Here is an 11,808-nt window from a genome sequence, read left to right as displayed (position 1 = left end):
GGGATCAGCTGTGGCCGAGCGCCTCGTCGTCGAGGGACGCGGCGTCCTCGTCACCGCCGGTGGGGACGACCTCGTAGCCGAGCTCGTCGATGACCGGCGGGTTGTGCTCGGACACCGCCGGAAGGGAGACGGCCTCGGAGTGCGCGCCGCAGCCGTGGTCGGCGGAGACGACGCGGCCGTCGTCGGGCGCGTACTCGTTGGCGCAGACGCCGAACACCTGCCGCAGCGCGCCCGCCAGCACCACGTAGAAACCGCAGGTGGAGCACTGGGCGGGGGCGGACGCGGCGATCGGGGCGCGGGGCCCGGCGACGCCGTCGTACCAGCGGGCGGCGGCCTCGTCGCGGCCCTCCCGCGACAGCACCCGCACCCGCCCGAGGCCGAGCTCCCACTGGGTCTCGCGGTCGGTCGACTCGTCGACCTGCGTGAAGCCGGGCGCGAGCCGCACGTCGTCGGGCGCGGTCGGCAGCAGGTCGCCGGGGCCGAGGTCGCCCGGGCGCAGCCGCTCCAGCCACGGCACCCACGGCGGCGCGAGGAGCGCGTCGTCGCCGGGGAGCAGGACGCACTCGCTGACCGTGACGTTCCTGGCGCGCGACGCGCGGGTCACCGTCACGGCCCACCGCCAGCCCGTGTACGCGGGGTCGAGGCAGACGAAGTAGTGCGTGACCACCCGGTCGCCCTCGGCGCGCAGGCCGAGGTGCTCGCCGACCTGGGTCTGGCCGGCGGTCTCCTCGGCGGCCTCCCGGGCGAGGTCGACCGCCTCGGCGCAGGCGGAGTCGACGGCGGGTGTGCGGGACCGGCGGGCGGCCCCGGACGTGGTGCGCGCGGCGGCGGAGCGCGCGGGGCTGGACTGGCGCTGTGGGCTCACATGTCAATTCTCGCCCATGCGGGCACGTGGCCCGCACAAGGCGGGCGCCGTCCGCGAGGTGATCCCTCATTCCAGCGGGGAACGTACTCTCAGTCGAGGACTCCGATGGCCGCCCCCGGCCCCCGAGCCGGGACGACCGCGAGGAGAGAACAGGGCGGATGGCAGACCGGACACGGGCAGGTCGGTCCGCGCGCGCCGTCGCCGGGGGTGCGGCGCGGGCGTGCCGCGCAGCGCGCTCGGCGGCGCTCGGGACCGGACGGCTCACCCGCCGCGTCACCCACGCCCAGGGCGCCGGCCGCAGCGGGCTCGGCAGCCTGATCGAGGCGTGCGCGTTCAACTCCGCCGGGGACGCGCTGGTCACCGTCGCGCTCGCGGGAACCCTGTTCTTCGGCCTGGACGTCAACCAGGCGCGCAGCCAGGTCGCCCTCTACCTCGTCGTCACGATGGCGCCGTTCGCGCTGGTCGCACCGCTGATCGGCCCCGCGCTGGACCGGGCCAGGCACGTCCGCCGGTACGCGATCGCGAGCACGTTCGTGATGCGGGCGCTGCTGTGCTGGGCGCTGGCGAGCGCGCTGCCCCACGGCGACCAGGTCACCTTCCTCCCGGCCGCGTTCGGCGTGCTGGTGCTCTCCAAGGCCTTCGGGGTGCTGCGCGCCGCGGTCACCCCCCGCGTCCTGCCCGAGGAGATCTCGCTGGTGACGGCGAACGCGCGCTGCTCGTTCGCCGGGCTCATCGCCGCGTCGATCACCGCGCCCGCCGGGGCCGGCCTCGCCGTGCTGGTCGGGCCGGGCTGGGTGCTGCGCATCGGCACGGTCCTGTTCCTGCTGGGCGCCGTGTTCACCATACGGCTGCCCCGGCACGTGGACGTCCCCGAGGCCGAACCGGCGGCGGAGAAGGCCGCCCCGCGCCGCGCGTGGCGGGCGCTGCCGCGCGTCGGCCCGGTCGTCGCCGAGGCGATGCAGGCGAACGCGGTGCTGCGCGCGTTCTCCGGCTTCCTGATCATCTATCTGGCGTTCCTGCTGCGCCAGGAGCGGTTCGACCCGGTGTCGCACCACGTCGCCCTCGGCCTGCTCGCGGCGTGCGCGGGCGCGGGCGGGCTGATCGGCACCGCGCTCGGCGCCTGGATGAAGGCGCGGGCGCCGCGGTTCATCGTCTCGGCGACGCTGGCGTGCGTCACCGGAGTCACCGCCGCGGGCGCCGCGTTCTTCGGGCTGTGGGCGGCCCTCGCCGTGGCGACCGCGGCCGGGCTCGGGCAGGTGCTCGGCAAGCTGTCCATGGACGCGGTCGTGCAGCGCGAGATCGGCGAGGAGGTGAGCTCGTCCACCTTCGCGGTCTCGGAGACCCTGCACCAGCTCAGCTGGGTCCTCGGCGGACTGCTCGGCCTCGGCATGTCGATCGTCGCCGACGGGCGGCTCGCACTCGCGGTCGTCGCGGCGGCGCTGGCCCTCGCGTCCGGGCTGCTGGTGCTGCGGCAGGCCGGAGTCCAGCGCCGGGCCGGCGGGCCCGACCGCACCGGCCCGCTCAAGGACGCGCACCACGAGATGCGCGCCTGACCTCCGGCGCCGCGAGGCGCCCGGACGGCCGGGAGCGGGCGGGGACGGTCAGGGCGCCAGGTCGTCGGCGACCGCGCGCAGCACTATGGCGATCTTCTTGGCCTCCGCGGGGGCCGGGTGCTTGCCCCGCCGGTAGGTGTTGGAGATCCCGTCCAGCAGCTTGATCAGGTCCTCGGTGATGACGACCATCTCGTCGGGCTTCTTGCGCCGCTGCTTGGCGATGGTCTTCTCCACCGACGGCAGCGTCTCCAGCACCCGCACCTGCAGGGCCTGCTGACCGCGGCGCCCCTCGACCACGCCGAACTCGATGCGCTGGCCCGGCTTGAGGGTCGTGACCCCGTCCGGCAGCGCCGACGAGTGCACGAAGACCTCACCGCCGTCGTCGCGGGTGAGGAAGCCGAACCCCTTGTCGGAGTCGTACCACTTGACCTTGCCAGTCGGCACCGGAGACCTCGTTCGGTAAGCGTCCTGAATCGACCCCAAGATTAGTGCCTCGCCGCGGGCCGGTGAACATGCCGGGGGCGCCGCGAGGCCTACGGGGCAACGCGATCGACGCTATCCCGGCCGCTCCGGAACGGCATCCGAATATCGCCGCGCAGCTCAGCCCGCCGGGGGGCGGGTCAGCCCGCCGGGAAACCGCCGAGCCAGCCGGGGAACGCCAGCAGGTCCGGCAGGACGACGTCCGCGCCGTAGGCGGTGAGGGCCGCCGAGTCGTACGCGCCGGTCGCGACGGCCACCGCCACCGCCGAGGCCGCCCGGGCGGCGTCCACGTCGCCGGTGTGGTCGCCGATGTAGGCGCCGGCGCCGTGCTCGCGCAGGGCGGCGCCCTTGTCGGCGCCGAACAGGCCGCCCACCACGGCGTCCGCCGCCAGCCCGAGGAACCGGACGGTCCGCTCGGTGTCGGCCTGGTTCTTGCCCGACACGACGACCACCCGCCCGCCGCGGGCCCGCACCGCCTCCAGCGCGGCGGCGGCCCCCGGCATGAGCACGGTCGCCGGGACCGCGACGTCGGCGTAGATCGCCCGGTAGCGCGCCGCCATCGCCGGCACCTCCTCCGGCGGGAACCAGTACGCCAGCTCCTCCTCCAGCGGGGGCCCGATGCGCCGCACCACCTGCGCGGTGTCGATCGGCACGCCCGTCTCCGCCGCCAGGGCCGCGTAGACGGCGCTGATCCCGGCGCGGGTGTCGGCGAGGGTCAGGTCGAGGTCGAAACCGATCGCGAGGCCGTCGCGGGACGGCGCGGAGGAGGAAAGATCGAGCACGTCCACAGGGTAAGGGGGTGGACACACGGAAGGACCCGCGCTCTCCTGGTAGTGGCGATGCGACGGGATCCGAGTAGGAGAGCGCGGGACCGTGTCTCGGATATACCCGGGCCCTCGACCACAAACCACCTGACCAGGGAAAACGCAGCATACGAACGCACCACCCCCGCCCCAAGGACGACCCGGGCCCGGCCCGGTGAAGGAGGCCGCACATGGCAGGGACCCAGACCGAGCCGGGCGGTGACCACCGCGCACCGCGCGCCCGCCGGCTGCCCGCCGCCGCGGCGACCCGCCGCCGCGCCGCCGGCCTGCTCGCGGCGGCGGTCTCCGTCGCCACCACGCTCGTGGTGGTGATCCTGGCCGTGCACATCGTCTTCGTCGCGTTCGAGGCCAACACCTCCAACGACCTCGTCCGCTGGTTCGGGGACCGGGCCACCGACCTGTGCTGGCAGTTCAGGGACGTCTTCCAGCCGGAGAACCCCAAGGTGGAGGTCGCCGTCAACTACGGCCTGGCCGCCCTCGTCTACCTGGTGGTCGGCCGCATCCTCGTCGGCCTCGTCCGCCGCCTGGGCCGGTAGCGGGCTAGTCGCGGCCGGGGAAGCGGACCTTGTCGAAGGGCCACGCCGTGCTGAGCCATTCGCGGACGAACCCCTCCAGCTCCTTCTCCAGGACGGAGTTCTCCTCGTCCGCGCGCACCCAGAACACCACCACCGCGTCCGAGCCGGGACGGTCCGACGGGGCGACGTGGATGCGGCCGAGCTGCTTCTCCCCGTCCGGTGTGATCACGACGTAGCTGAACGAGCGCCGCAGCTGCCCCTGCTTCTGCAGCCACGCGACGTCGATCAGGGCCTGCTCGAAGGTGAACTCGCGGTCGGGCCAGCCCCACTCGGGCCCGAACCGGCCGGCCAGCCGGTCCAGGCTGCCGATCACGGCGCCGTAGTCCTTGACCACGTCGTGCACGGTGATCGGACGGATCTGGAAGTCGGGCCCGGCCACCAGCGTGGGCACCACGAAGTCCTCGGGCAGGAAGGCCCCGTCGGCCGCCTTCCGCGGAGACTTGAACATCGCCGACCTTTCCGACGACGCCCCTTCCGGCGACGGGGCGCGGACGAAGGAACTCTAGTCCGCGGGCACCCCGCCGCGAGCGGCATCACGGATTCGGGCGCGCCGCGCGCGACGCGGGGGACCGGCCGCGTGAACATGCCTTACTGTTCTTGCGGAGGGAATTCATCACCATGACGACATCTACGCGCGACCGCATCGTGGCCGAGTCGCTCCGGCTGTTCGCCGACCGGGGCTACGCGGCGACGTCGGTCGCCGAGATCGAGGCCGCGGCCGGCCTGTCCCCGGGCGCGGGCGGCCTCTACCGGCACTTCCGGTCCAAGGAGGAGGTGCTCTCCTCGGCCATCCGCGAGCACATCGAGCGGACCCGCCGGCAGATCAGCGACGTCCTCACGCAGTCCACCGCCTTCGAGGAGCGCCCGCTCGAAACCCGGCTGCGCATGACGTGCCAGGCCGGGCTCGCCAAGATGCGCGAGGAGCAGGACCTCATCCGGGTCCTGTTCCGCGACCTCGACCAGTTCCCGAACCTGGTGGCGGAGATGCGCGAGGGCATCGTCAACCCGCTGTACGACGGCATCGCCACCTGGCTGGCGGCGCAGCCCGAGTTCGAGGGCTTCGACGAGGACTGGCCCGCGGTCGCGTCGATCCTCGGCGGCGCCGTGGTGAACTACTGGCTCGCGAACGAGGCGATGTACGAGCCGCCGACGCGCATCGACGAGAAGCGGTTCGTGGAGAGCTGGGCGCGCCTCGGCCTCGGGCTGGTGCATCTGGACCGCACGCCCGCCACCTGATCGCGGCCGGCCGGCGTTCCCCACCTCGCGCGGGCCTCTAACCTGGAGGCCCGCGTGCCTGCGGCATGCACGCGACTTAAAGTTGGGGAACGGCATGGAAACGTATGCGGACTGGTTGCGCGCGCGCGGCGACGACGAACTGCGCGCGCTGCTGGCCGCGCGTCCCGAGCTGCTCGCCCCCGTCCCCGCCGACCTGACCGCGCTCGCCGCCCGCGCCGCCACGCCCGCCGCCGTGTCCCGCGCGCTCGACCGCCTGGACCGCTTCACCCTCGCCGTCCTGGAGGCCCTGCTCGTCCTGCCCGCCCCGGCCGGGCCCGACGCGCTCGCCGCCGCCCTCGACGCCACCCCCGGGCAGGCCGAGGGCGCGCTCGCCACCCTCCGCCGGTTCGGCCTGGCGTGGGGGGACGGCGCCCCGGCCACGGCGCCCGGCGTCCGGCAGAGCCTGCCGCACCCGGCCGGGCTCGGGCCGCCCGTCCGGGAGGTCTTCGCGGGCTACCCCGCCGAGCGGCTCACCGACCTGGTCACCGACCTGGACGGCGAGGCCCCGCGCGGCTTCGCCGACTCCGGCCGCCTCCTCGCCCGGCTCGCCGAGCTGCTGAGCGACCCCGCCGCCCTGATCGAGGACGCCGGGCCCGAGGCGCGGGCCGCCCTCGACCAGCTCGCGTGGGGGCCTCCCGTCGGGCGGGTCGCCGACGCGCGCCGTCCCGTCCGGCTCGACACCGCGACCACCCCCATCGAGCGGCTCCTGGCGCGCGGCCTCCTCGCCGCCGAGGACGACCGCACGGTCACCCTGCCCCGCGAGGTCGCCCTGCACCTGCGCGGCGGGCGGCTGTTCCGGGACGTCCCCGCCGAGCCGCCGCCGCTCGCCCCGGCGGCCGAACCGCGCCGCGAGGACGTGGTCGTGCGCGCCGCGGCGGGCGAGGCCGCGGGCGCCGTCCGGCTCATCGAGGACCTGCTGGAGCGCTGGGGCCTGGAACCGCCGCCCGTCCTGCGCAGCGGCGGCCTCGCCGTCCGCGACCTGCGCGCCGCCGCGACGCTCCTGGACGTCCCCGAGTGGAAGGCGGCCCTGCTCGTCGAGGTCGCCTACGCGGCGGGCCTGCTGACCCGCAGCGGCGACCTCGACGGCGAGTGGCTGCCCACGCCCGCCTACGACCTGTGGCTGATGCGCGACACCGCCGGGCGCTGGACGGAGCTGGCCCGCGGCTGGCTGAAGTCCGACCGCGCCGCCGGGCTCGCCGGCGACCGCGACGACCGCGACCGGCTCATCAACGCCCTCAGCGAGGCGATGGTGCGCAGCAGCGCGCCGTCCACCCGCCGCGCCGTCCTCGACGTCCTCGCCGGCGCGGGCCGCGGCGTCGTCGTCGGCGAGGACGCGCTCCTGGCGCGGCTGGCGTGGCTGCGGCCCCGCCACGGCGGGCCCGCCCGCGACCGCCTCGTCGGCTGGACGCTCCGCGAGGCCGCCGCCCTCGGGCTCACCGGCTTCGGCGAGCTGGCCCCGTTCGGCCGCGACCTGCTCGCCGGCGACGACCCCGAGCCCGCGCTGGAGAAGTACCTCCCGGAGCCCGTCGACGAGATCCTCGTCCAGGCCGACCTGACCGCCGTCGCGCCCGGCCCGCTGGTCACCGAGCTCGCCCGGGAGCTGGCCCTCGCCGCCGACGTCGAGTCGACCGGCGGCGCCACCGTGTACCGCTTCACCCCCGAGTCGATCCGCCGGGCCCTGGACGCGGGGCGGACCGCCGCCGACGTCACCGACCTGCTGACCCGGCACTCGGCGACCCCGCTCCCGCAGCCGCTCCTCTACCTGATCGACGACGTCGCCCGCCGCCACGGGCACCTGCGCGTCGGCGCCCTGTCGTCCTACGTCCGGACCGACGCGCCCGCCACCCTCGACGAGATCCTCGCCGACCGGCGCGCCGCGCCGCTGCGGCTGTACCGCCTCGCCCCGACCGTCCTGGCGTCCGGGCTGCAGCGCGCCGACCTGCTCGACGGCCTGCGCGCCATGGGCCTCGCCCCGGTCGCCGAGGCGCCCGGCGGCGGCGTGATCGTGACCCGGCCGGACGCGCAGCGCGCCGACCCGCCGCCCACCGCCGAGATCGTCCGGTTCCGCCCCGACGACCGCACCGACGCCTCGATGATCTCCGCGGCCGTGCGGGCGCTGCGCGCCGGCGACGAGGCGTCCCTGCACGGCGCCGAGCACGCCCGGCAGGCCCCCTCCGGCGAGCCGCCCCGCTCACCCGCGATGGCCACCGTCGAGCGGCTGCGCGGCGCCGTCGAACGCGGCGGCCGCGTGTGGATCGGCTACCTCGACCAGCAGGGGCAGGCGTCCAGCCGCATCGTCGAACCCGTCCGCGTCGAGGGCGGCTTCCTCACCGGCTACGACGCGACCCGCGCCGCCGTGCACCGCTTCGCGCTGCACCGCATCACCGGGGTCTCCGAGCTCGACGACGCCTCCTGAGCCGTCCCGGCGCGATCCGCCGATGTCCGGAACCGGACGCCGCGAACGACGGGAACCGGCGAACCTCGCATACGGTCCAATCAACAACCCATCGGACGGGATAGCGTGTCCGGGCGAACGGTGCGAGGGAGGCTCCCGATGAGCGGGTACGGAGGGCGTCCGCCGTCGGGCTGGGACGACCCCTACGGCGGGAACCGGCAGTGGGACACGGGCGGCGCGTACGGGCAGGGCTACGGCTACACCCAGCCCGGCTACGGCCAGCCCGGCTACGGGTACGGGCCTCCGGGGGTCCCCCACCAGGCCACGAGCAACGGCTTCACCATCGCCGCGCTCGTCTGCAACGCCGTCGCGATCGTCATGTGCTGCAACATCGTGGCGATTCCCGGCGTCATCACCGCGGCGATCGCCCTCGGCCGCGTCCAGACCGACCCGGAGTCCGCCCGGAGACTGACGATCTGGAGCTGGTCGCTCTTCGCCGCGTCCCTCGTCATCGGCATCGCCCTCCTGATCGTCTGGGTCCTCTTCGGCATCATGTCCGAGCCCGACTACGGCTCCACCGAGGGGATCTGACCCGCCGCGCGCCGCGCCGCCGGACGACGGCGCGCAATAAACGCGGTGGCCGGGGCGTTGAAGACCCCGTCCTCTCCGGAACGCGCGAAGTGCGGTCGCCGCTCGGGTAGCGTGCGGCAGCGATGCCGGTGTCCGGACGAGGCATCGATCTTCCGAAACCCGACGGGGGCTTCTGCTTTGACCGACGGTCCGCTCATCGTCCAGTCCGACAAGACGCTGCTGCTGGAGGTCGACCACGACCTGGCCGACGCCTGCCGCAAGGAGATCGCCCCGTTCGCCGAGCTCGAACGGGCGCCCGAGCACGTCCACACCTACCGGGTGACGCCGCTCGCGCTGTGGAACGCGCGCGCCGCCGGCCACGACGCCGAGCAGGTCGTCGACACCCTCATCCGGTTCTCCCGCTACCCCGTCCCGCACGCCCTGCTCGTGGACGTCGCCGACACCATGGCCCGGTACGGGCGGCTGCGGCTGGAGAAGGACCCCGTGAACGGGCTCGTCCTGTCGTCCTCCGACCGGTCGGTCCTGGAGGAGGTGCTGCGCGCCAAGAAGATCAAGGGCATGATCGGCGACCGGGTCGGCGACGACGCCGTGGCCGTCCACCCGAGCGAGCGCGGCGCCCTCAAGCAGGCCCTGCTCAAGCTCGGCTGGCCCGCCGAGGACCTCGCCGGCTACGTGGACGGCGAGGCCCACGCCATCTCCCTCGCCCAGGACGGCTGGGAGCTGCGCTCCTACCAGAGCGAGGCCGCCTCGGCGTTCTGGCACGGCGGCTCCGGCGTCGTCGTCCTGCCCTGCGGCTCCGGCAAGACGATCGTCGGCGCCGCCGCCATGGCCCGCGCCCAGGCGACCACGCTGATCCTCGTCACCAACACCGTCTCCGCGCACCAGTGGAAGCAGGAGCTGCTGCGCCGCACGTCCCTCACCGAGGACGAGATCGGCGAGTACACCGGCACCAAGAAGGAGATCCGGCCGGTCACCATCGCCACCTACCAGATCATGACCACGCGCAGGAAGGGCGCCTACGCGCACCTGGAGCTCTTCGACGCCCGCGACTGGGGCCTGGTCGTCTACGACGAGGTCCACCTGCTGCCCGCGCCGATCTTCCGGATGACCGCCGACCTCCAGGCCCGCCGCCGCCTCGGCCTCACCGCCACCCTCGTCCGGGAGGACGGCCGCGAGGGGGACGTGTTCTCCCTCATCGGCCCCAAGCGGTACGACGCGCCGTGGAAGGACATGGAGGCGCAGGGCTGGATCGCGCCCGCCGACTGCGTCGAGGTCCGCGTCACCCTCACCGACTCCGAGCGCCTCGCCTACGCGACCGCCGAGCCCGAGGAGCGGTACCGCTTCTGCGCCACGACCGACACCAAGACCAAGCTCATCCAGGCGCTCGTCGACCGGCACCGCGGCGAGCAGACCCTCGTCATCGGCCAGTACATCGACCAGCTGGACGAGCTCGGCGCGCTCCTGGACGCGCCGGTCATCAAGGGCGAGACCCGGATCCGCGAGCGTGAGCGGCTGTTCGACGCCTTCCGCAGCGGAGAGATCAGCGTTCTCGTCGTCTCCAAGGTGGCGAACTTCTCCATCGACCTTCCCGAGGCGTCCGTCGCCGTCCAGGTCTCGGGCGCCTACGGGTCCCGGCAGGAGGAGGCGCAGCGGCTGGGTCGCCTGCTGCGGCCCAAGGCGTCCGGCGCGGGAGCGCGCTTCTACGCCGTCGTGGCCCGTGACACCCTCGACCAGGACTACGCCGCCCACCGGCAGCGCTTCCTGGCCGAGCAGGGCTACGCGTACCGGATCGTCGACGCCGACACCGTCCTCGCCGGCGACGAGTTCTGACGCCTCACCGCGACACCGCCCACCGGCCGAGAGCCAGCCGGCCGGTGGGCCGGACGGCGCCTTCTCGGGATCGGCGTCAGCCGCCGCCCGCTCCTCGGTCGACCCGACGAACGGGCCGACCGTCCGGATCCGAGGTCAGCCAGGAACCGTCCCCCAGCGGCTCCAGATCGTAAGAATGGCGGGAATGCGCCTCGAACCGGTCGACCACTCCCCCGGTGCGCAGATCGATCCGGTAGTGGACGTGCCATTCCCGTTCGTCGTCCGGCACATCGTCCTCTTCCCGCTCGCCGCCGATGGTGACGATGGCCGTGTCGGCGTCCAGATACCCGCCGCTCCACTCGAAGGCCGCGGTTTCGGGGTCGTGGCCGAACGCCGCCACCGGCAGGCTCAGCACCACCTCGCCGCTCGGACACTCGTGGAAGGCCACATCGGCCTGCCCGTGGTCGATGCTCATGAACTGCCCGCCGCCCGGCGCCAGGGCCATGACGCACCGGTCGTCCCACGGGTACTGCTCCACTTCCAGCGTCGCCCCCTTGAGGGAGCCGGCGAAGACGAGCGCACCGTCCTGGCCCTCGCCCACGTCCAGCAGCATCCGTGACCCGTCCGGCAGTGGCAGGTGCTCTCCGCCGTGCCCGCAGGACCCCAGATCGGCCTGCGCCCGGACCTTTCCGGACCCGGCGTCGAGAACCACCCAGGTGTCGGGGCTTCCGCGACCCGCCATCGCATCCGGCCGGTACACCCAGACGAGCGTCCCGTCCGGCGAGAAGGCGACCGTCGGCCTGTGCCCGTACTTCTCGGTCGACCTGGGCAGCAACGCGTATCGCCACAGCTCGGCACCGTCGCGGCGCAGGCGGACGATGTCGTGCTGCGTCGCGTAGACGAGGGAGTCGCCCAGAGGGGCGACGGCGAGACTGCTCACGTCCAGGCCGGCGCCGACGTCGACGGACCAGGCCGCCTGGAGGGGGCCTTCCGCGGCGGCGTCGACCTCGTAGACGCAGAGACGCCCGTCCAGAGACCGGGCGAACAGGTGATCCATGGCGCGCAGGCTAACAGCGCACAGGGACAGAAAATGGAAAAGGGCCCCGCCGTGACGGCGGGGCCCTTTCCTAATATGTGTCCGGCGGCGTCCTACTCTCCCACACGGTCTCCCATGCAGTACCATCGGCGCTGAAGGGCTTAACTTCCGGGTTCGGGATGGGACCGGGTGTTTCCCCCTCGCCAAAACCACCGAACGTCTCAACGCACCACCCACAGGTGGGCAAATCAACGTCCAAGCCAATCGGCTCAGAATTCACTTATCAAAACCACGGGAACCCAGTTGTTTCCTGGGAACCACACAGGGACGCGAACATCTCTCGCAGCGACTCACTCTGAACGTTCAGTGTGTTCAAGCCACTCGGCCTATTAGTACCGGTCGACT

General features: G+C 73.8%; 11 protein-coding genes and 1 rRNA gene. 6 read left to right on the top strand and 6 right to left on the bottom strand.

Annotation, left to right across the window (positions count from 1 at the left end; translation table 11 throughout):
- Positions 1-4: 4 nt before the first annotated feature.
- On the bottom strand, positions 5-865 hold the full coding sequence (locus ABWI04_RS12305) for a DUF3027 domain-containing protein (RefSeq protein ID WP_345173145.1): 861 nt from the start codon (positions 863-865) through the stop codon (positions 5-7).
- Positions 866-1,023: 158 nt separating this feature from the next.
- Between ABWI04_RS12305 and ABWI04_RS12300 the strand changes: the two genes are divergently transcribed.
- Entirely contained in the window at positions 1,024-2,418 is a 1,395-nt protein-coding gene (locus ABWI04_RS12300) for an MFS transporter (RefSeq protein WP_345173143.1), read from the top strand.
- Positions 2,419-2,466: 48 nt separating this feature from the next.
- Here ABWI04_RS12300 and ABWI04_RS12295 read toward each other — a convergent pair whose 3' ends face one another.
- Both ABWI04_RS12295 and ABWI04_RS12290 read right to left on the bottom strand, forming a co-directional pair.
- Positions 2,467-2,862 carry a cold-shock protein gene (locus ABWI04_RS12295; protein WP_345173141.1) on the bottom strand — a complete coding sequence of 132 codons (396 nt, stop codon included), beginning with the start codon at positions 2,860-2,862 and terminating at the stop codon, positions 2,467-2,469.
- 176 nt (positions 2,863-3,038) lie between these two features.
- Positions 3,039-3,680 (bottom strand): HAD family hydrolase, encoded by a 642-nt coding sequence (locus tag ABWI04_RS12290; protein WP_345173139.1) that lies wholly within the window; start codon positions 3,678-3,680, stop codon positions 3,039-3,041.
- Between the two features lie 212 nt (positions 3,681-3,892).
- Here ABWI04_RS12290 and ABWI04_RS12285 point away from each other — a divergent pair, with 212 nt between their 5' ends.
- A complete protein-coding gene (locus ABWI04_RS12285) occupies positions 3,893-4,258 on the top strand; it encodes a hypothetical protein (protein WP_353832448.1) in 366 nt (121 codons plus the stop codon).
- A 4-nt stretch (positions 4,259-4,262) separates the two neighbouring features.
- On the opposite strand, the gene ABWI04_RS12280 is transcribed toward ABWI04_RS12285, so the two are convergent.
- The gene (locus ABWI04_RS12280; protein WP_345173135.1) at positions 4,263-4,745 is read right to left on the bottom strand and encodes a GNAT family N-acetyltransferase; all 483 of its coding nucleotides are present in this window, start codon (positions 4,743-4,745) and stop codon (positions 4,263-4,265) included.
- Between the two features lie 170 nt (positions 4,746-4,915).
- On the opposite strand from ABWI04_RS12280, the gene ABWI04_RS12275 reads away from it, so the two are divergent.
- From ABWI04_RS12275 to ABWI04_RS12260, 4 genes are all read left to right on the top strand, one after another.
- Positions 4,916-5,533, top strand: coding sequence for a TetR/AcrR family transcriptional regulator (locus ABWI04_RS12275; RefSeq protein WP_345173134.1), 618 nt, complete (start codon positions 4,916-4,918; stop codon positions 5,531-5,533).
- Between the two features lie 94 nt (positions 5,534-5,627).
- The gene (locus ABWI04_RS12270) at positions 5,628-7,988 is read left to right on the top strand and encodes a helicase-associated domain-containing protein (protein WP_345173132.1); all 2,361 of its coding nucleotides are present in this window, start codon (positions 5,628-5,630) and stop codon (positions 7,986-7,988) included.
- A 138-nt stretch (positions 7,989-8,126) separates the two neighbouring features.
- Entirely contained in the window at positions 8,127-8,558 is a 432-nt protein-coding gene (locus ABWI04_RS12265) for a DUF4190 domain-containing protein (protein WP_353832447.1), read from the top strand.
- 177 nt (positions 8,559-8,735) lie between these two features.
- Complete coding sequence (locus ABWI04_RS12260; protein ID WP_353832446.1) at positions 8,736-10,388, top strand: DNA repair helicase XPB; 1,653 nt, start codon at positions 8,736-8,738, stop codon at positions 10,386-10,388.
- Between the two features lie 76 nt (positions 10,389-10,464).
- Here the strand turns inward: ABWI04_RS12260 and ABWI04_RS12255 are convergent, their stop codons facing one another.
- Both ABWI04_RS12255 and rrf read right to left on the bottom strand, forming a co-directional pair.
- A complete protein-coding gene (locus tag ABWI04_RS12255) occupies positions 10,465-11,424 on the bottom strand; it encodes a hypothetical protein (protein WP_353832445.1) in 960 nt (319 codons plus the stop codon).
- 79 nt (positions 11,425-11,503) lie between these two features.
- A 5S ribosomal RNA gene (gene rrf, locus ABWI04_RS12250) occupies positions 11,504-11,620 on the bottom strand.
- Positions 11,621-11,808 lie beyond the last annotated feature (188 nt).

The sequence above is a fragment of the Actinomadura sp. NPDC000929 genome, assembly GCF_040492065.1.
Taxonomy (GTDB): domain Bacteria; phylum Actinomycetota; class Actinomycetes; order Streptosporangiales; family Streptosporangiaceae; genus Spirillospora; species Spirillospora verrucosospora.
Note: the sequence above shows the minus strand (reverse complement) of the source record. Positions and strands in the feature narration are given on the sequence as shown.